Origin of the sequence: Nonomuraea sp. NPDC050663 (assembly GCF_044456985.1) — a bacterium.
Taxonomy (GTDB): domain Bacteria; phylum Actinomycetota; class Actinomycetes; order Streptosporangiales; family Streptosporangiaceae; genus Nonomuraea.
The window spans coordinates 102,132-119,991 of the sequence record NZ_JBITGL010000019.1; the positions used below are offsets into that span (position 1 = coordinate 102,132).

Genomic DNA, 17,860 nt, shown 5'->3' on the forward strand with positions numbered 1-17,860 from the left:
GGACCATGATGCCATCGCAAGGTGAACATCACACGGCCTGCAGGAGCTCGATCCTGTTGCCCACCGGATCTTTCACGTAAATTCGCCGAAATCCGGGGAAAAGGTGGTCTGGTATAGCGTCGGGAAGCTTTTTCGCGAGTTCGTCGAGATTGTCGACGAGGAAGCCCGGATGAGCCTTCCCCGCGGGACGGAAATCCTCCTCGATGCCCAGGTGCACCTCTACCCCCGGCCCCCTGAACCACGCGCCGCCGCGCTTGGCCAGTTCCGGCGGCTTGGGCACCTCCGTGAGCCCGAGCACGCCCTCGTAGAACTCCCTGAGCAAGGGCTCGCTGCCCTTGGGCGCGGCGAGCTGGACGTGGTGGATCGCTGTGATCATTTCTGCCCCACGACGAAGATCCTTCTGAACGGGAACGCCGTGCCGTACGGCCGGCGCGGGTAGGCCTCGCCGAGCCGTACGGCCAGCTGGGCGGTGAAGCGCTCGCGCTCGCGCTCGTCCTGGTCGAGGCGGTCGAAGATCGGGCGAAGGGCGGTGCCCGAGGTCCACCGGAGCACGGCGTCCTCGCCCTGCAGCAGGTGCACGTAGGTGGTCTCCCACGCGTCGACCCGCGTGAACCGGGCGGCCAGCAGATCCACGTAGCCCTCGGGATCGTCGACGGGCTTGGCCCGTGGCACGTCTCCCACCTTGTCCCGCCATTCGGGGCTCTGGCAGAGCTCCCGGATGATCACGTGGCTGGGCGCGTCGAAGTTGCCCGGCACCTGGAAGGCCAGCCAGCCCTCCGGCGCGAGGGCGTCGGCCCAGCGCGTCAGGACCTCGCGGTGGGTGGGCACCCACTGGAGCAGCGCGTTGGAGACCAGCACGTCGACAGGTCCGACGGGTGCCCAGGTCGCGGCGTCGGCGACCTCGAAGCTCACGCCGCGGTGCTCGCGCGCCTGGTCGATCATCTTCTGCGAGGAGTCGAAGCCGCGCACGTCCGCTTCCGGCCAGCGCTGCTTGAGGGCGGCGGTCAGCTCACCGCTGCCGCACCCCGCGTCCACCACCGTCGCCGGGCCCTGCGCCCCGATCCTCGCGGTGAGCTCGAAGAACGGGCGTGATCGTTCGTCGGTGTACCGTGCGTAGACGGCCGGGTCCCAGATATCTCTTGACATGAAGATAATTGATATCGAGAGAGATATCTCGATGTCAAGACAGTAGACTTCTCCCATGAACACCGATGAGGTCGATCGGCTGGTCGCCGCCTGGCGACAGGAACGCCCCGATCTGGACGTCGAGCCGCTCCAGGTGCTCAGCCGCGTCTCGCGGCTGGCCAAGCACCTCGACCGCGCCCGCCGGGCCGCCTTCGCCGAGCACGCCCTCGAACCGTGGGAGTTCGACGTGCTCACCGCGCTGCGCCGCGCGGGCAAGCCGTACGAACTGTCGCCCGGCGCGCTGCTGCGGGCGACCCTGGTCACCTCCGGCACCATGACCAACCGCATCGACCGCCTCGCCCAGGCCGGGCTGGTGCGCCGCCGCCCCGACCCCGAGGACCGGCGCGGCGTGCTCGTCTCCCTCACCTCCGAAGGGCTCGACCGGGTCGACGCGGCCTTCGCCGGCCTGCTCAGGCGTGAGCACGACCTGCTGGCCGGGCTGGGCGCCGACGACCAGCGCGCGCTCGCCGGCCTCCTGCGCACCCTGCTGGCGCCCTTCGACAGCTGAACCGACGGCCTGACCCCGGCTACTCCCCGAGGCGCTCGGCGACCTCCAGCCACTCACCCTCGACCGTGTCCTTCTGGCCGAGCACCTCGCGCAACTGCGCGTCGAGCTCACCGAGCCGCCCGAAATCGCTGGCCGCGTCAGCCATGGCAGCATGAAGTCTGGCCTCCTGCTGCCCCAGCTTGTCGAGCTGGCGCTCCAGCCGGTTGAGCTCCTTGCGCAGCTCCCGCTCCTCCTTGGCCGACTTGCCCGGGTCGGCCACCGGAGCGGCCGCCTCGACGGGAGCCTTCACCGCCGACGACACCCGCGCGGTCACCGCGCCGCCCGACGCCCGCCGCTCCAGATACTCGTCGACGCCGCCCGGCAGCATCGACAACCGCCCGTCACCGAGCAGCGCCACGCACCGGTCCGTGACGCGCTCCAGGAAGTAGCGGTCGTGCGAGACCAGCACGAGCGTGCCGGGCCAGCCGTCGAGCAGGTCTTCGAGCTCGTTGAGCGTCTCGATGTCGAGGTCGTTGGTCGGCTCGTCGAGCAGCAGGACGTTCGGCTCGTCCATGATCAGCCGCAGGAGCTGCAGCCGCCGCCGCTCGCCGCCGGACAGGTCGCCGACGACCTTCCACTGCGCCTCGCCCTTGAAGCCGAGGCGCTCCAGCAGCTGGGAGGCGCTCCACTCCTTCTTGCCGACCTGGATGTACTTGCGGATCTCCTCGACCGTCTCCAGCACGCGCCGCTTCGGGTCGAGCTCGGCCAGCTCCTGCGACAGGTACGCCAGCCGTACCGTCTTGCCCTTGACCAGCCGGCCCGAGTCGGGCTTGACCTGCTCGGCCAGCAGCCGCAGCACGCTCGACTTGCCCGAGCCGTTGACGCCGATCAGCCCGATGCGGTCGCCGGGGCCGAACTGCCAGGTCGAGCGGTCGAGCACCAGCGGGCCCTCGCCGGGGCCGCCGGCGTGCAGCGTGAGGTCTTCGAGGTCGTAGACGGTCCTGCCGAGCCGCGCCGAGGCGAACTTCAGCAGCTCGACCGTGTCACGCACCGGAGGCTCGTCGGCGATGAGCGCCTGCGCGGCCTCGATGCGGAACTTGGGCTTGGAGGTGCGGGCGGGCGGGCCGCGCCGAAGCCACGCGATCTCCTTGCGCATGAGGTTCTGCCGGCGCTCCTCGGCCGCCTGCGCGATGCGCGCCCGCTCGGCCTTGGCCAGGACGAACGCGGCATAGCCGCCTTCGTAGCGCTCGACCCGGCCGTCGACGACCTCCCACGTCCGCGTCGAGACCGCGTCGAGGAACCACCGGTCGTGCGTGACGACCAGCAACGCGCTCTTACGCGCCGACAGGTGCCGCGCCAGCCACGCGATCGCCTCGATGTCGAGATGGTTCGTCGGCTCGTCGAGCATGATCAGCTCGTGGTCCTCGATGAGGAGCTTGGCCAGCGCCGCGCGCCGCCGCTCGCCACCCGACAACTCGGCCGCCTTGGCCTCGAGGTCGAGGTCGCCGATCAGGTTCGTGAGGATCTCCCTGATCTGCTGGTCTCCGGCCCACTCGTGCTCGGCCTTGTCGCCGAGCACGATCTCTCGTACGGCTTTCGCCGGATCGAAGTCGTCGCGCTGGGCGAGCAGGCCGATGCGGACGCCGCGGGTGTGCGTGACCCGGCCGCCGTCGGGTTTGAGCGTGCCCGCGATGACCGAGATGAGCGTGGACTTGCCGTCGCCGTTGCGGCCCACGACGCCGATGCGATCGCCCGCCTCGATGCCGAGGGAGACGTCGCTGAGCAAGGGCTTGGGGCCGAAGGCCTGGGAGACCGATTCGAGATTGACCAGATTCATCGCAGCACTAGCGTATCCGCGCCGTCCGCTTGTGCCGTACGGCCGATCACACGATCTCGGCGCCCGGCACCTCGCCGTGGGCGGCCACCGCGAGCCTGCACACCCCCGCACCGCTCAGCGCCGCCGCCAGCTCCCGCGCGTGATCCCCGTCGCGGGCCAGGAACGCGCAGGTCGGGCCCGACCCCGACACGATCGCTCCCAGCGCGCCGAGCTCGCGTCCCGCGTCGAGGGTCCTGGTCAGCGAACGCCGCAACATCACCGCCGCCGGCTGCAGATCGTTGACCAGCTCGGCGCCCAGCCGCCCGGCGTCACCCGCCGCCAGCGCCGCCAGCAGCCCGTCGTTCACCTGCGGCCACGCGACCTGCTCCCCGGTCGCCTCGCGCAGCCTGTCGCACTGGGCGTAGACGGTCGCCGTCGACAGCCCGCCGTCGGCCACCGCGAACACCCAGTGGAAGTCGCCGCCGGTCGGCACCCCGGTCAGCTGCTCGCCCCGCCCGGTGCCCACCGCCGTGCCGCCCAGCAGCGAGAACGGCACGTCGCTGCCCAGATCCGCGGCGATCTCCATCAGGTCCTCGCGCGGCAGCCCGAGCCCCCACAGCTCGTTGCACGCCACCAGGGCGCCCGCCGCGTCGGCGCTGCCCCCCGCCATGCCGCCCGCCACCGGGATCGCCTTGCTGATGACCAGCTCCACGCCATATGTACGGCCCGCGTGCTTGGCCAGCGCCCGAGCGGCCTGGATGGCCAGATTGCCGTCGTCGAGCGGCACCTGGTCGGCGTGCTCGCCCTCCACCCGCACGGTCACCAGCTCGGACTCCTTGGCGACCACCTCGTCGAAGATCGACACCGCGTGGAAGACGTTGACCAGATCGTGGTAACCGTCGTCACGAAGCGGGCCGACCGACAGCTGGACGTTCACCTTGGCGGGCACCCGGACGGTCACCGAACTCATCGCGCTTCTACTCTCATCCCCAGTGGTTTTCAAGGCTCCCGATGCTATCGGTGGCCGGTTCAAAGGATTGGCGGACCGCGATATGCACATTCTCGAAGTGCCCCAGTGGCAGGGCTCCGGCGCACCCACCGCCCGCCGCCTCGCCGAGGGCGCCGCCCTGCTGGCCGACATGATCCCGTACGGCACGCGGCTGCGGGTGCCGGTCGGCGAGGAGTCGTCCGTCGACGGGATCGCCGCCTCCGTGCGCTCCATGCTGCCGCCGGGACCCGTGCTGACGGTCGGCGGCGACTGCTCGGTCGACCTCGAACCCGTCGCCAGAGCGGTCTCCCAGTACGGCTCGCGGCTGAAAGTGTTCTGGTTCGACGCGCACGGCGACCTCAACACGCCCGAATCGTCACCCTCCGGGGCCTTCCACGGCATGGTCCTGCGCACGCTGACCGGCACCGGACCCGCCTCTCTGGTGCCCGGCACCCTCCTGGACCCCGCCCAGATCGTCCTGGTCGGCGTCCGCGACCTGGACCCGGGAGAGCAGGCGTTCGTCGACTCCTCGGGCATCACCCACCTGCGCGACGCCTCCGGGGTCGAGTCCGCACTCGCTCCCGGCGACGTCGCCTACATCCACATCGACCTCGACGTGCTCGATCCAGGCGTGTTCACCTCCGTCGGCACCCCTGCGCCCGGCGGGCTGAAGCCCGGCGAACTCCTCGACGCCGTGACCGCCATCGCGTCCGTCGCCGAGGTGGTGGGGATGGCGATCACAGAGTACGAGCCCGCCTCGGCGGCCGACCAGGAGTTGCTGGTGCCTCTCGTCAGGGGGCTGACCTCGGCATTTGCGGCTTCCAAAAAATCTTGAAAAAAATCCGGGTGCGTTGTCGAAAGGAGGGCCGCCCGATCGCCGCGTAGGCAGAGGGCCGGAAACGCCGGTCCCGGCCGAACGCAAGGACGATCACCATGGCCCTCCGCACCGCACCTGTTGTCGGCAGCACGCTCTCACTCCTGCGGCTGGGCGCCCTCGCCGGGCCCTTCTACGTCACCGTCGCCCTGGCCCAGGCGCTCACCCGCGAAGGCTTCGACCTGTCGCGCCACCCTTGGAGCTTCCTCGCCAACGGCGAGCTGGGCTGGATCCAGACGGCCAACTTCGTCATCACCGCCCTGGCCACCATCGCCTTCGCCATCGGCCTCCGCCGCACCCTCACCCCCGCGCCCTCCTCCACTTCCACCCCCGGGCCTAGCGCCGCCCCCGCTTCCGCCCCCGGCTCCTCTTCCGCCTCCACCTCCGCTTTCGCTCCCGGCTCCGCCTCCGCTCCCGCTTCCGCCCTCACCTCCGCTTCCGTCCCCGCCCCCACCCCCGCGCCCGCGCCCGCCATGCCCGCCTCCGGCCGCGGCTCCGATGGCCGCCCCTCCGGCCGTGGCTCCCGCTGGGCCCCCCGCCTCATCGCCGCGTTCGGCGCCAGCATGCTCGGCGCCGCCATCTTCCCCGCCGACCCCGCCATGGGCTTCCCCACCGGCACCCCCGAAGGCCCCGGCACCATCACCCTCTCCGGCACCCTGCACATGGCCGTCGGCGGCGTCGGCTTCCTCTGCCTCGTCGCCGCCTGCTACGTCCTCGCCTCCCGCTTCTCCCGTTCCGGCGAGCGCGGCTGGGCCATCTACACCCGCATCACCGGCACCCTCTTCCTCGGCGCCTTCCTCGGCATCGCCACCGGCGGAGCCATCGCCTGGGCGAACCTGATCTTCGTCACCGCGATCATCGCCGTCTGGTGCTGGATGTCGCTACTGTCCATCAAGTTCTCCCGCAACGCCTGATCCCGCCCCCTGATCACTGACGACAAAGGAGTCCCACCATGCGTTACCTCATCACCCTCAAGGTCGTGTCCCAGCCCGACGGTCCGCCGCCCGCGGAGCTCATGGAAGCCATCTTCAAACTCGGCCAGGAGGCCACCGAGGCCGGCGCCCTCCTCGACAACAGCGGCCTGGCCCCCAGCTCCGAAGGCGCCAGGATCGTGGCGACCGGCGGCCGCCTCGCGGTCACCGACGGGCCCTTCGCGGAGGCCAAGGAACTGATCAGCTACGCGCTGTACCAGGTCAAGACGAAGGAGGAGGCGGTGGAGTGGGGCGCTCGGTTCCTCCGCATCCACCTCGACCTGTGGCCGGGCTGGGAGGGCGAAGCCGACGTCCTGCGCCTCTTCGGCCCCGAGGACTTCGCCCCACCGGCCTAACCCACTCCCCACCACCTGGCCCGCTCCCACACCCCGGCCCGCTCCCGCACCCCGCCCGCTCCCGCACTCTGGCCCGCTCCCGCACCCGAACCCCGGCCCAATCCCCCACCCGACCCGCTCCCCCAGGCCCGCCGTAGCGCACCCGCAACGGCGGGCCTCTCGCTGCCTCGCCCTGCCCGCTTCCCCCACTCCCGCCTTCCCCACATCCCCGCCTCCCTCGCATTCCCGTCTCCCCCGCATCCCCACCCCGCATCCCCGCCGTCCCTGGTCCCCCCTCCCTGATCCCAGGCCCTCCCGACTCCCGTCGATCATGGCTCCCAGCCCCCCCGGAGCGCCAAGGGGCTTCCCCCCACCCACCCCCATCCGATATCCACATCCCATGCCCACAGCCGACGCGCATCGCGCCGTAGAAGCCGTCTGGCGAATCGAGTCCGCCCGCGTCATCGCCGGTCTCGCCCGCATGGTCAACGACATCGGCCTGGCCGAGGAGTTCGCCCAAGACGCTTTGGTAGCCGCCCTGGAGGAATGGCCCCAAAAAGGCATCCCCGATAACCCGGGCGCCTGGTTGACGCGTACGGCCAAGCACCGCGCCATCGACCAGTTCCGCCGCCGCGACACCTACGACCGCAAGCTCCAACAAGTCGGCCACGACCTCGAAATCCGCCAGGAATCCGCCGAAGCCGAGCTCGACGATGCCCTGGACGACCACATCGGCGACGACCTCCTCCGCCTGATCTTCACCGCCTGCCACCCCGTCCTCCCCGCCGAAGCACGCCTGGCCCTGACCCTCCGCCTGCTCGGCGGCCTGACCACCGAAGAGATCGCCCGCGCCTTCCTCGTCCCCGAACCCACTGTCGGCCAACGCATCTCCCGCGCAAAACGCACCCTCGCCGACAAACAGGTCCCCATCGAGCTCCCACCCCCCGCCGAACTCCCCACCCGCCTCGCCTCGATCCTGGAAGTCATCTACCTGATCTTCAACGAGGGCTACGCCGCCTCCACCGGCGAGGACTGGATCCGCCCCTCCCTCTGCGAGGAGGCCATGCGCCTGGGCCGCGTCCTCGCCGGACTCCTTCCGAACGAACCCGAGGTCCACGGCCTCCTCGCGCTCATGGAGATCCAGGCCTCCCGCATCCCCGCCCGCACCGCGCCGGACGGCTCCCCCATCCTCCTGCTCGACCAGGACCGCAGCCGCTGGGACCGCCTCCTGATCCGCCGCGGCCTGGCCGCACTCGGTCGCGCCGAATCGCTCGGCACCCTCGGCCCGTACGCCCTCCAGGCAGCCATCGCCGCCTGCCACGCCCGCGCCCTCACCTCCGACGCCACCGACTGGTCGCGCATGGCGGCGCTCTACCGGCTGCTCTCCCACGTCAGCCCATCGCCCATCGTCGAGCTCAACCGCGCCGTCGCCGTCGGCATGGCCGACGGTCCCGCCGCGGGGTTGGAGATCGTGGACACCCTGCTCTCGGAACGCTCGCTGCGCGACTATCCCCAGCTGCCTGCCGTACGCGGCGACCTCCTCGCCCGCCTCGGCCATGCCCAGGAGGCGGCGGAAGCTTTTGAACGCGCGGCGGCCCTGACGCGCAACGCCCGTGAACGCATTCTGTTCCTGTCACGCGCGGCCACCCTCCGCGAAACGTAACCCACCGTCGTGTGGCCGCCCTCCGCCGGCGGGACCAACCGCCGTATGGCCGCCGCTCCCCGCCCGACCTGACCGACCGTGGTGCCGCCGCTCCCCGCCTGAAGTGACTGATCGTGGTGTGGCCGCTCTCCGCCGAACCCGACTACCGGTCGTGCGGCGCTCGGTGGAGGGAAGGGGGAAGGAGACGACGGCGAACGGGGCACCCGGCGAAGATCTCCGATGGAGGCGGAGAGCGCCGAGCGGGGTGGGGCTGGCGCGGGAAGACCGTAGGTTGTCGAGCGGTGGGTTGCGCTCAGGGGCCTTCTCGCAATGTGGCGCGGTAGCTGCGTGGTGGCACTCCGAACTCTCGGCTGAAGATGCGGCTGAAGTGGAACGGGCTGGCGAAGCCTGAGGCGGTGGCGACCTGGCCGATGTCGAGGTCGGTGACCTCCAGGAGTCTGGCTGCGTGCCGTACGCGGGCCTCTCTGACCGCGGTCATGGGTGAGCGGCCCGTCGTCTCGGTGAAGAGGTGGGCGAAGCGGGACGGGGACAGGGCGACGGCGCGGGCCAGCGACGCGACCGTGTGGGGTGCTGCCGGGTCGGCGGTGATGAGTTCTTGGGCGTGGCGGATGCGGGCGTCACCGGTATGGGCTGGGCGGGCGCCGGCTGTGGCGAGGAGGAGCACCGTTTCGACGGCGCCGAGGACCAGTTCGCGGGCTTCTGCTGCGGTGGCGACGACGGCTTGGGTGGGGGTGGTGGGGGCGGGTGGGAGGCCGTGGCCGGTCCAGCGGGCGTCGGCGTGGGCGCGGAGGAACGTCTCGTCCACGCGTGCGGCGGTCAGGCCGGGGATGACGAAGTAGCCCGGGCCCGCGGTGTGAGGTGCCAGCCATGGCAGCCACGACTGGCGCGGCTGGAAGTGGATCCACCAGAAGCGCCAGTGGTCGTCGGCCGTTCGGTAGGAGTGCGGGGTGTTGGAGGCCAGGACGACCAGGTCTCCTGGGGATGTGGTGCGGGTGGTCGCGCCCTGTTCGATGTGGCCGCTGCCTTGCTGGGTCCACATGAGCATCCAGCTCGGGGAGCCCGTGCGGCGGCGGGTGCCGTAGCCGCGGGGCATGTCGTAGTGGCCGACGATCACTAGTTCGGCAGCAGGAACAGACATGTCATTAGCCGTTGGGTGCATACCTTCCGCCGGGTCGGCTCCTTAGCGTGTGATGTATGAGAACGAGCGAGTTTCACGAGCGTGGCTATCTTGTCCTACCTGGGCTGCTGTCCGCGCATGAGGTGTCGGGTATTCGCGACGAGTTCATGAGGCTGCATGCTGACGGGCCTATTGCTGGGCATTTCTCGCCCAGTGTGGGAGTCGAGGGCGAGCCCTATGACGTGCTGCGGGAGTACCCGCGGGTGATGCATCCGCATCAGGTCAACGAGCTGACCATGCGGTATCTGCTCGATCCGCGGATCGCCGCGGTGCTGCGGGAGTTGCTCGGGGAAGAGCCGATAGCAGCGCAGAGCATGTTCTACTTCAAGCCGCCCGGGGCACGGGGGCAGGCGTTGCATCAGGACAACTTCTATCTTCGGGCCGAGCCTGGGACGTGCATCGCCGCCTGGATCGCGATCGACCGGGTCGATCGGGAGAACGGAGGGCTTGAGGTGGTGCCGGGGACTCATGCCATGGATCTGTTCTGTCCTGAGGACGCGGATCAGGACGTGTCGTTCACGCGGGAGTACGTGCCGCCGCCTCCTGGGCTGGAGCGGGTGCCGGTGGATATGGAGCCGGGGGATGTGCTGTTCTTCAACGGCAGCCTGGTGCACGGCTCGGAGCCGAACTCGACTGTTGATCGGTTTCGGAGGAGTTTGATCTTTCATTATGTGGGTGAATCGACCACGCATATTTCCTCCTGGTATCCCACGATGCGGATGAGTGGGGAGGTTGTCGCGCTCGCGGCTGCTGTGGGTGGGGGGCCTTGCGGGACGGAGGGTGGGGGTGTGGCTGGGCCTCACTGATGCGGTGGGGCTGGGCAGCGTCTCATGGACGGCGGGACTGGGCTGCGTTTCTTGGGTGGTGGGCCCAGGCTGCGTTTCTTGGGTGGTGGGGGGTCGGGCGGCAAGGTGGGGGTGGAGCGCTTTCCTTGGCTTGCCGCCCGACGGTGGCGGGTTAGCCGGGGCGTACGGCGCCGCGGTAGATCGGGCGGTAGTAGGTCGAGTTGAGGAACTGGGTCTTCTTGACGACGTCGCCTGTCTTGGGGGCGTGGATCATGACGCCGTTGCCGAGGTAGAGGCCGACGTGGGTGGGGTCGCCTGTGCCGCCGCCGAAGAAGACCAGGTCGCCCTTGCGTAGATCGTCCAGGGGGATTCTGCGGCCCTGGCGGAACTGGGTGCCGGTGTAGTGGCCGAGCTTCACGCCTGCCTTGGACCAGGCGTAGAGGGTTAGGCCGCTGCAGTCGAAGCCGATGGTGGAGGCGCCTCGGCCGATGCCTTTGGTGGCGCCGGATGGCGAGCCGCCGCCCCAGGAGAAGGGGGTGCCTAGTTCTCGGAGGGCGGTTGTTACGGCCAGGTCGGCTTTTGTGGTCGAGGGCTTGGCTGGGCGGGGGGCGGGCTTGCGCGGGGTTGAGGGCTTGGGGGTTGAGGGCTTGGGGGTTGAGGACTTCGGGCGTGAGGGCTTCGGGGGCGTGGCTCGAGGGGTGGAGTCGTGGGGGACGGGGCGGGTGATGTCGGGGCGGGTGATGTCGGGGCGCGTGACGTCCGGGTGCGTTACGTCCGGGTGCGTTACGTCCGGGTGCGTGACGTCCGGGCGGCGTGGGTGGCGCTCCGGTGGAAGGGCGCGGTCGTGAGAGAGGGGACCGTCGTGGGTGTCGGGACGGTCGCCGGGCAGCGTTCGCCAGGTGTCGCTGGACCCGTCGCGGCGGCGCCAGAGGGCGATCGGCCACTCGACGGTTGAGTGCCACGGCGCGGCGGCCCATGGGGGCACGGCGGGCCGTGAGCGGGTGCTACCCCAGGGCGGGGTGTCGAGGCGTGAGCGGGTGATGGCCCACGGCGGCGTGGGAGGAAGCGAGCGGGTGCTTGCCCACGACGGTGGGTGGGGCCGTGAGCGGGTGCTCGCCCACGGCGGGGTGTCGAGGCGTGAGCGGGTGCTCGCCCAGGGCGTGGTGTCGAGGCGTGAGGGCGTGTCAGCCCAGGGCGGTGCGTCGAGGCGGGAGCGGGTGATGGCCCACGGCGGTGGGTCTGGGAGCGGGCGCGGGCTTGCCCATGCGGGTGTGCCGAGGCTGGAGGGAGCGCTCGCCTCGGGAGTGGTCGGGCGATCGGAGGGCGTGGGCGGCCAGGAAGGCGTAGCCGATGCTCGGGTCCACTGGGTGGCCGATAGGTGGGCGGATTCCTGCGTGGGCGCAGTGGTGGTGATCTCGGTGATGCCGGCGCGTTTGAGGAGGCGCTGGAGCGTGGCGTCGTTTCTCGTGCACGCCTCACGCGGCAGGGCGACACGCACACGCAGCGGCGACGTGCCCTGGCCGGGTGAGGTGGCGTCGAAGAGCGGTGCGTAGAGCCGAGGCAGGGTGACCGTGCCCGAACAGGTGGTGGCGGGGTCGGCGAGGGCGGACGCGGCGGGGAGGGCGCTCAGGGTGGCGAGCATGCCGCCGCTGATCGTGAGCAGTCGTGGAAGGGGGGACATCCTGGTTCTCCTCGAAGGTGAGAGCGAATCGAGGCGCCCAGGATGTTGGTCGGCGCGGAGGGGCGGAGGGGGCGAACGGCGTTCTGTGGACGGTGGCTGCCGGGACGGGGTCGGTCCGCGGACAGCGGCTGCGGGGGTGGGTCGGGGTCGGTCCGCGGACAGCGGCTGCGGGGACGGGGACGGGGACGGGGTCGGGGTGTGGACAGCGGCTGCGGGGACGGGGTTGGCCCGTAGACAGCGGCCGCGAGATGGGGTTGGCCTGTGGGCAGCGTGGATCTGCGCGTGATCAGGTTGTGGAGGGCAGGGCGCGCAAGAAGGGTCGGGTCCGGCCCGAAGTCACCAACAGCCCGGCCGGGTCTCAGGCGGGTCGGTGCTCCGCGATGCGGGCGTAGTCGCCCACGTCCAGCTGCTCCCCTCTCAGCGAGGGATCCACGCCCGCCGCCCTCAGCGCCTCCTCCGCGCGCGCCGGCGTGCCCGCCCAGCCCGCGAGGGCTGCTCGTAGGGTCTTGCGGCGTTGCGCGAAAGCGGCGTCAATGACAGCGAAGACCTCTTCGCGGGAGGCCGTGGTGGAAGGGGGGTCGCGGCGGACGAGCGAGACGAGTCCGGAGTCCACGTTGGGCACCGGCCAGAAGACGGTGCGGCCGACGGGGCCGGCGCGGCGGACGTCGGAGTACCAGGCGGCCTTGACCGACGGCACGCCGTAGACCTTGGAGCCGGGGCGGGCGGCCAGGCGGTCGGCGACCTCGGCCTGGACCATGACGAGCCCGCGCTCCAGCGACGGGACGGCGGCGAGCAGGTGGAGGACGACGGGGACGGCGACGTTGTACGGAAGGTTCGCCACGAGCGTTGTCGGCAAATATCCGGAAAAGTCGGTGGGGGTCACCCGCATCGCGTCCGCCTCCACCACGGTGAGCCGCTCCCCCAGCCCCCGATCACCCACCGTGATCGGCAACTGCTTCGCGAGCACCGGATCGATCTCGACGGCGACCACGTGCGAAGCGGCCTCGAGCAGGGCAAGCGTCAGCGACCCCAGCCCTGGACCGACCTCGAGCACCACGTCGGAGCCCGAAACCTCGGCGGCCCGGACGATCTTCCGCACCGTCCCGCCGTCGATCACGAAGTTCTGGCCCAGCCGCTTCGTCGGACGAAGATCAAGCTTCTGCGCCAAATTACGTATTTCCACGGGACCAAGCAGGCTCATACTGTTCCCCACATCCATCCAGTCTCCCGCACCGAAGTACCTGAGATGGACGAGGGGAGGCCGGGTATGGACAACGAAGGGACATCCCTTATGGATCCAACGGGCGCAGCGCCGCTCCGCCCCACGGACCGGCGCGAGATAGGCCCGTACCGGCTCCTCGGCAGGCTGGGCGAGGGCGGCATGGGCACGGTGTTCCTGGCGCGCGCGCCCACGGAACGCCTGGTGGCGGTCAAGGTGGTGAAGGCGGAGTACGCCAACCAGCAGGGTTTCGCCGCCCGTTTCCACGCGGAGGTGGAGAACGCTCGCCGCGTGGCGAGTTTCTGCACGGCCGAGGTCCTCGACAACGGCAACTCCGACGACGGCCGGCCGTACATGGTGACGGAGTTCATCGCGGGCACCCCGTTGTCGGAGCAGATCGCGCAGTACGGGCAGCTCGACCCTGGCACGCTCCACGGCGTGGCCCTGGGCGTGGCGGCGGCGCTGGCGGCGATCCACAACGCCGGCCTGGTGCATCGTGACCTGAAGCCGGCCAACGTCATCCTGTCGCTCTCCGGGCCGCGCGTGATCGACTTCGGCATCGCCCGCGCGCTCGACCGCGACAGCGGTTTCACCCTGTCGGGCGAGCTGCTCGGCAGTCCGGGCTGGTGGGCGCCCGAGCAGGTCAGGGGCATCGAGATCACTCCGGCGGCCGACATCTTCTCGTGGGGCTGCCTGGTGGCGTACGCGGGCAACGGCCGCCACCCGTTCGGGCGCGGCGACGTGATCACCCTGGCCTCCCGCGTGCTCAACAACCAGCCGGACCTGGGGGCGCTGCCCGCGCCGCTGAACGATCTCGTACGGCAGGCGACGGAGATGGATCCCGGCGCCCGTCCCAGCGCGCAGGAGCTGGTGCTGGCGCTGGTCGGCGGGGCGCCGCGGCCGGTCGATCCGCCGACGGTGATCGCCACGAACGTGCTCAACCAGTCGTGGCAGCCGCCGGAGAACGTGGTCAAGGACACCGGCGCGTTCCGCAGGTTCTCGCGCCGGGGCAGGAAGAAGGCCGAGCAGGAGGCGCTGGAGCGGGAGTTCCAGGAGGCCGTGGGGGCCGTGGGCGTGGCGGGCGCCGCCGGGCAGACGCCTCCGCCGCGCGATGCCGTCAGCCGCGTCGACGACCCCACGCCGGCGCCCATCGCGGACCTCAGGGACGCGGCGAGCGCGCCCACGTACGTGCGCCCGGAACCCGATCACACCAATCCCGCCGAGCCGGCCAGCAAGCCCAGGAGCACCCGCTGGCTGATCGCCGCGGCGGCGGCGGTCGCGGCCCTGTCGGTGACGGGCGCGGTCCTGATCAGCACCCTGCGCCCGGTCTCGTCCACGAGCACGCAGACCGATCCGACCGCGGGACCGACCCAGGTCACCCAGCAGGTCAACGACGTGGGCCGTAGGTTCGCCCTGGGGCCCGCCATCGACGATCCCCAGCTGCTGGTCACCGAGGCGCCCCAGTGCGGCCTGGCCGACTACCAGGGCACGCGGAGCACCCAGGGCCAGCTCTGCATCGTCAAATGGACCATGATCAACCCAGGGGGAACGATCAAGGAGCTCGGTGACCCCGTGGTCACGCTCACCGACAACCAGGGCGCCGCCCACGATCCGGCCCCGGCCGATCTGCCCGCCTCGGTCGTCCCCGGCGGCCGGGTCGACGGCGTCTTCGTCTTCGACCTCGCGCCGTTGCGCACGCCCGCCAAGCTGTCGGCGACCATGTTCCCCGGCGGCAAGCAGGTCGAGGTGATCCTGTGAGGCACCTGCTGGCGCTCCTGATGGCGGGGGCGAGCCTGACGGTCACCGGGCCGCAGGCGGCCGCCGTCGCGTGCACCACGCCCGTCGACACCGACCACACGGCGATCGGCGACCCGTTCGCCGGTCCCGGCGCGGTCCACCTGCTGTCGGGCAACAAGCTCGTCGCGCTGCCGAGCCCCGAGCTGGCGCCGGGCGACGGCTACGGCTGGTCGGCGGAGGTCGCCGATCTCGACGGGGACCGATGCGCCGACGTCCTGGTCGGCGCGCCGTACGCGGACGTGAACGGTGCCCGCGACGCGGGCGCGGTCTACGTCCTGTACGGCGGGGACACGCGGCCGCCCAAGAAGCTCATCGCCCCGAGCCCCCAGCAGGACGCCCACTTCGGCTGGTCCGTCTCCGCCGGCGGCGGCCTGATCGCGATCGGCGCGCCGTACGAGGACGAGGCCGACACCCAGGATCAGGGGGCGATCTACACCGGCACCGCCGACAACCTCAGGCGGTTGTCGCAGGAGATGGCCGACGTGCCGGGCAACGGCGAGGCGGGTGACCAGTACGGCTGGGCGCTGCAGTTCACGCGTGGCCGCAGCCTGGCGGTCGGCGTGCCGTACGAGAACAACGACGGCGCGGGCAAGCAGGTCGGCGAGGGGCTGCTCGACACCGGCTCCATCACGCTGATCAACGACGTGACGGCGGCGAAGATCACCGCGACGAAGTGGGAGCCTGAGGATCTGAAGGCGGGCTCGCGGTTCGGCTACGCGCTGGCCTACTCCGACTCCGTGGGGCTGGCGGTGAGCGCTCCGGTGGAGGGCACCGTGCGGTTCTTCGACGCGGCGCTCAAGCAGACCAGCACGTTGCGGCAGCAGTCGGCCGGCGCGCTGGCCGCCTCGCCCGACGGGCGGCTGGTGATCGGCGTCGCCTCGACGGGCTCGGTGAGGATCGTGGGTCCCGGCAAGAGCGACCGTTCGCTCGAGGTCACCGACCCGGACGGGCGGCTGGGCGCGGCGGTGGCCTTCAGCGGCAACCGGCTCGTCGTCGGGGTGCCGGACCGCGGGCCGTACGGAGCGATCGCGGTGTACGGGCGCAACGCCGACGAGGAGGAGACGTTCCGGCCCGGCAAGGGCACGGAGTTCGGCGCCACGCTCAGCTGAACAGCTGGGCCCCGCAGTGCGGCCACTGACCCTGCCAGCGCCCGCTCACGCGCTGGTAGAGCAGCTGCGCGCGGTAGGTCTGCTCGGCCTCTGGCCAGGCGGTCGGCAGGCGCGTGCCGCCGACCGCCTTCCACATGGGCAGGCTGAACTGGTACATCCCGTAATAGCCGCCCGCCGCGTTGACCGCCTTCGGGTTGCCGTGCGACTCGCACTGCGCGAGCGCCGCCCAGTTCAGCTCCGCCACCCCTGCGGGTACGGCACGCGCGGGGCGGGCGGGCTCGACCTTGATCACGATGCCGCGGGGCGGATAGCTGTCGAGCGAGGGCGTCACCCGGTCGCCCGGGCCCAGCCGTACGCCCTCCTCCTGCAGCACCTGGCGCACGGTGCTCCCGGTGGTGTAGACGATCTTGCGCTCGTCGCCCTCCACCACCTGGACCCGGCGCTCGGCCGGCTCCGACACCGGCATCGTGCCCGCGCCCGACGCCGACAGATGCCCGATGGACGCCACGGGCGCCGCCTCCGGCGGGCTGTCGACGACGAGCGTCACGGGCCTGGCGCGCCGCACCACGATGCGCGAGCCGTCGGCCACCTCGTCCATGCCGGAGGAGCTGACGTAGTCGTTCGGCCCCACCGAGACGTCCGCCTCGTCGAGCAGGTCGTAGACCGTGTCGGAGAAGGTGCTCATCGCCACGGTCTGGTGGTCGATGACCAGCTCGACCTGCTTGCCCAGGTTCGCGACCGACAGGACGACGACGGGAATCAGGGCGGCGACGCCGTAGGCCGTCCACGCCCACGGCGACGACCATGGACTGCGGCGACGCGGCTTACGTCTGCTTCCCGCCATCTGGCACCTCCACGCACGGTAGAGCGCCAGACGCTAGTTGCCGACTACTCAGAGTCACAACCAGATCTCGGAAAGATGGTCACCAGCTACCGAAGGCGGTGTTTCCGTTGGCAGTGATGGCCCGGCAGAGCTCGTCGGGATGCATCTGCTTGACCTCGGCCAGGCACCGCACGATGAGCGGGATCAGGTAGGGAGCGTTGGGCTTGCCCCGGTGCGGGACCGGCGGCAGGTAGGGCGCATCGGTCTCGACCAGGATCAGCTCGGCGGGAGCCACAGCCGCCGCCTCGCGGAGATATGCGGCGTTCTTGTAGGTCACCGGGCCGGAGAACGACATGAAGTAACCGGCCTCGGCACACTGCTTGGCCATCTCCGCGTCGCCCGAGAAGCTGTGGAAGACCACCACGTCGGGGGCGCCGACGGCACGGAGCACCGCGAGCACGTCGTCGTGCGCGTCGCGGTCGTGGATCACCAGCGCCTTGCCGGCGCGCTTGGCGATCTCGATGTGGGCGCGGAAGCTGGCGTGCTGGTCGTCCTTGGACGCCCAGTCGCGGTAGTAGTCGAGCCCGGTCTCCCCCACCGCCCTGACCTTCGGCAGGCCCGCCATCTCCTCGATCTCGGCCAGCACCTCGGGGGTCGAGGCGAACGACTCGTTCGGATGGATCGCGACGCCGGCGTAGATGTCGGGGTGGAGCTCGGCCAGGTCGGCGTTCCACCGCGAGGACGGCAGGTCGTAACCGATCGTGACCAGCCTCGTCACCCCGACCCGGCGCGCCTCGTCGAGGATGCTGTCGACCGTCGCCGAGGCCGCCTGCGCGGCCTGCGCCACCGGATCCCCGGTGGAGGCCTGACGCTTGCCGACCATGATGTCGAGATGGCAGTGGCTGTCGAACACCTCCGCCGACAACGGCTCCGGCGCGTCCGGGAGCATG

Annotated in this window: 17 protein-coding genes; 8 read left to right on the forward strand and 9 right to left on the reverse strand. The window is 70.9% G+C overall.

The features are described 5' to 3' along the window. Positions 1–28 precede the first annotated feature (28 nt). Together ACIBH1_RS40375 and ACIBH1_RS40380 are read right to left on the reverse strand one after the other, a co-directional pair. Positions 29–376 carry a glyoxalase gene (locus ACIBH1_RS40375; RefSeq protein WP_397319345.1) on the reverse strand — a complete coding sequence of 116 codons (348 nt, stop codon included), beginning with the start codon at positions 374–376 and terminating at the stop codon, positions 29–31. Next, a complete protein-coding gene (locus ACIBH1_RS40380) occupies positions 373–1,146 on the reverse strand; it encodes a trans-aconitate 2-methyltransferase (RefSeq protein WP_397319346.1) in 774 nt (257 codons plus the stop codon). The genes ACIBH1_RS40375 and ACIBH1_RS40380 overlap by 4 nt, the downstream gene beginning before the upstream one ends. Before the next feature lie 55 nt (positions 1,147–1,201). Here ACIBH1_RS40380 and ACIBH1_RS40385 point away from each other — a divergent pair, with 55 nt between their 5' ends. Next, positions 1,202–1,693 carry a MarR family winged helix-turn-helix transcriptional regulator gene (locus tag ACIBH1_RS40385; protein ID WP_181614272.1) on the forward strand — a complete coding sequence of 164 codons (492 nt, stop codon included), beginning with the start codon at positions 1,202–1,204 and terminating at the stop codon, positions 1,691–1,693. Positions 1,694–1,712: 19 nt separating this feature from the next. On the opposite strand, the gene ACIBH1_RS40390 is transcribed toward ACIBH1_RS40385, so the two are convergent. Further along, a complete protein-coding gene (locus ACIBH1_RS40390) occupies positions 1,713–3,509 on the reverse strand; it encodes an ABC-F family ATP-binding cassette domain-containing protein (protein WP_397319347.1) in 1,797 nt (598 codons plus the stop codon). A gap of 46 nt (positions 3,510–3,555) precedes the next feature. Further along, complete coding sequence (locus ACIBH1_RS40395; protein WP_397319348.1) at positions 3,556–4,458, reverse strand: 4-(cytidine 5'-diphospho)-2-C-methyl-D-erythritol kinase; 903 nt, start codon at positions 4,456–4,458, stop codon at positions 3,556–3,558. A gap of 82 nt (positions 4,459–4,540) precedes the next feature. On the opposite strand from ACIBH1_RS40395, the gene ACIBH1_RS40400 reads away from it, so the two are divergent. From ACIBH1_RS40400 to ACIBH1_RS40415, 4 genes are all read left to right on the forward strand, one after another. Further along, positions 4,541–5,311: an arginase family protein gene (locus ACIBH1_RS40400; RefSeq protein WP_397319349.1), complete on the forward strand. Its 771-nt coding sequence runs from the start codon at positions 4,541–4,543 to the stop codon at positions 5,309–5,311. A 98-nt stretch (positions 5,312–5,409) separates the two neighbouring features. Beyond that, positions 5,410–6,264, forward strand: a complete 855-nt coding sequence (locus tag ACIBH1_RS40405; protein ID WP_397319350.1) for a DUF998 domain-containing protein — start codon at positions 5,410–5,412, stop codon at positions 6,262–6,264. Between the two features lie 38 nt (positions 6,265–6,302). After that, positions 6,303–6,677: a YciI family protein gene (locus ACIBH1_RS40410; protein ID WP_397319351.1), complete on the forward strand. Its 375-nt coding sequence runs from the start codon at positions 6,303–6,305 to the stop codon at positions 6,675–6,677. 379 nt (positions 6,678–7,056) lie between these two features. Next, positions 7,057–8,319 (forward strand): RNA polymerase sigma factor, encoded by a 1,263-nt coding sequence (locus ACIBH1_RS40415; RefSeq protein ID WP_397319352.1) that lies wholly within the window; start codon positions 7,057–7,059, stop codon positions 8,317–8,319. A gap of 292 nt (positions 8,320–8,611) precedes the next feature. Here ACIBH1_RS40415 and ACIBH1_RS40420 read toward each other — a convergent pair whose 3' ends face one another. Then, positions 8,612–9,457: a helix-turn-helix domain-containing protein gene (locus tag ACIBH1_RS40420; protein WP_397319353.1), complete on the reverse strand. Its 846-nt coding sequence runs from the start codon at positions 9,455–9,457 to the stop codon at positions 8,612–8,614. A gap of 56 nt (positions 9,458–9,513) precedes the next feature. Between ACIBH1_RS40420 and ACIBH1_RS40425 the strand changes: the two genes are divergently transcribed. Then, on the forward strand, positions 9,514–10,302 hold the full coding sequence (locus ACIBH1_RS40425) for a phytanoyl-CoA dioxygenase family protein (protein WP_397319354.1): 789 nt from the start codon (positions 9,514–9,516) through the stop codon (positions 10,300–10,302). A 151-nt stretch (positions 10,303–10,453) separates the two neighbouring features. On the opposite strand, the gene ACIBH1_RS40430 is transcribed toward ACIBH1_RS40425, so the two are convergent. Further along, complete coding sequence (locus tag ACIBH1_RS40430) at positions 10,454–11,962, reverse strand: NlpC/P60 family protein (protein WP_397319355.1); 1,509 nt, start codon at positions 11,960–11,962, stop codon at positions 10,454–10,456. Between the two features lie 358 nt (positions 11,963–12,320). Then, positions 12,321–13,181, reverse strand: a complete 861-nt coding sequence (gene rsmA / locus ACIBH1_RS40435; protein ID WP_397319356.1) for a 16S rRNA (adenine(1518)-N(6)/adenine(1519)-N(6))-dimethyltransferase RsmA — start codon at positions 13,179–13,181, stop codon at positions 12,321–12,323. Between the two features lie 72 nt (positions 13,182–13,253). Between rsmA and ACIBH1_RS40440 the strand changes: the two genes are divergently transcribed. Both ACIBH1_RS40440 and ACIBH1_RS40445 read left to right on the forward strand, forming a co-directional pair. Beyond that, a complete protein-coding gene (locus ACIBH1_RS40440) occupies positions 13,254–14,939 on the forward strand; it encodes a serine/threonine-protein kinase (RefSeq protein WP_397319357.1) in 1,686 nt (561 codons plus the stop codon). After that, on the forward strand, positions 14,936–16,087 hold the full coding sequence (locus tag ACIBH1_RS40445) for a hypothetical protein (protein ID WP_397319358.1): 1,152 nt from the start codon (positions 14,936–14,938) through the stop codon (positions 16,085–16,087). The genes ACIBH1_RS40440 and ACIBH1_RS40445 overlap by 4 nt, the downstream gene beginning before the upstream one ends. Here the strand turns inward: ACIBH1_RS40445 and ACIBH1_RS40450 are convergent. Beyond that, the gene (locus tag ACIBH1_RS40450) at positions 16,080–16,931 is read right to left on the reverse strand and encodes a ubiquitin-like domain-containing protein (protein WP_397319359.1); all 852 of its coding nucleotides are present in this window, start codon (positions 16,929–16,931) and stop codon (positions 16,080–16,082) included. The two genes, ACIBH1_RS40445 and ACIBH1_RS40450, sit on opposite strands and share 8 nt — an antisense overlap. 79 nt (positions 16,932–17,010) lie before the next feature. Further along, positions 17,011–17,859 (reverse strand): TatD family hydrolase, encoded by an 849-nt coding sequence (locus ACIBH1_RS40455; RefSeq protein ID WP_397319360.1) that lies wholly within the window; start codon positions 17,857–17,859, stop codon positions 17,011–17,013. Position 17,860: the final 1 nt, after the last annotated feature.

Excerpts from the sequence above, each read along its gene's own strand:
- ACIBH1_RS40415 (WP_397319352.1), top strand. The coding sequence starts at position 7,057 with ATGCCCACAGCCGACGCGCATCGCGCCGTAGAAGCCGTCTGGCGAATC.
- ACIBH1_RS40410 (WP_397319351.1), top strand. The coding sequence starts at position 6,303 with ATGCGTTACCTCATCACCCTCAAGGTCGTGTCCCAGCCCGACGGTCCG.
- ACIBH1_RS40440 (WP_397319357.1), top strand. The coding sequence starts at position 13,254 with ATGGATCCAACGGGCGCAGCGCCGCTCCGCCCCACGGACCGGCGCGAG.
- rsmA (WP_397319356.1), bottom strand. The coding sequence starts at position 13,181 with ATGGATGTGGGGAACAGTATGAGCCTGCTTGGTCCCGTGGAAATACGT.
- ACIBH1_RS40390 (WP_397319347.1), bottom strand. The coding sequence starts at position 3,509 with ATGAATCTGGTCAATCTCGAATCGGTCTCCCAGGCCTTCGGCCCCAAG.
- ACIBH1_RS40385 (WP_181614272.1), top strand. The coding sequence starts at position 1,202 with ATGAACACCGATGAGGTCGATCGGCTGGTCGCCGCCTGGCGACAGGAA.
- ACIBH1_RS40395 (WP_397319348.1), bottom strand. The coding sequence starts at position 4,458 with ATGAGTTCGGTGACCGTCCGGGTGCCCGCCAAGGTGAACGTCCAGCTG.
- ACIBH1_RS40405 (WP_397319350.1), top strand. The coding sequence starts at position 5,410 with ATGGCCCTCCGCACCGCACCTGTTGTCGGCAGCACGCTCTCACTCCTG.
- ACIBH1_RS40400 (WP_397319349.1), top strand. The coding sequence starts at position 4,541 with ATGCACATTCTCGAAGTGCCCCAGTGGCAGGGCTCCGGCGCACCCACC.
- ACIBH1_RS40450 (WP_397319359.1), bottom strand. The coding sequence starts at position 16,931 with ATGGCGGGAAGCAGACGTAAGCCGCGTCGCCGCAGTCCATGGTCGTCG.
- ACIBH1_RS40430 (WP_397319355.1), bottom strand. The coding sequence starts at position 11,962 with ATGTCCCCCCTTCCACGACTGCTCACGATCAGCGGCGGCATGCTCGCC.
- ACIBH1_RS40420 (WP_397319353.1), bottom strand. The coding sequence starts at position 9,457 with ATGTCTGTTCCTGCTGCCGAACTAGTGATCGTCGGCCACTACGACATG.
- ACIBH1_RS40455 (WP_397319360.1), bottom strand. The coding sequence starts at position 17,859 with ATGCTCCCGGACGCGCCGGAGCCGTTGTCGGCGGAGGTGTTCGACAGC.
- ACIBH1_RS40375 (WP_397319345.1), bottom strand. The coding sequence starts at position 376 with ATGATCACAGCGATCCACCACGTCCAGCTCGCCGCGCCCAAGGGCAGC.
- ACIBH1_RS40380 (WP_397319346.1), bottom strand. The coding sequence starts at position 1,146 with ATGTCAAGAGATATCTGGGACCCGGCCGTCTACGCACGGTACACCGAC.
- ACIBH1_RS40425 (WP_397319354.1), top strand. The coding sequence starts at position 9,514 with ATGAGAACGAGCGAGTTTCACGAGCGTGGCTATCTTGTCCTACCTGGG.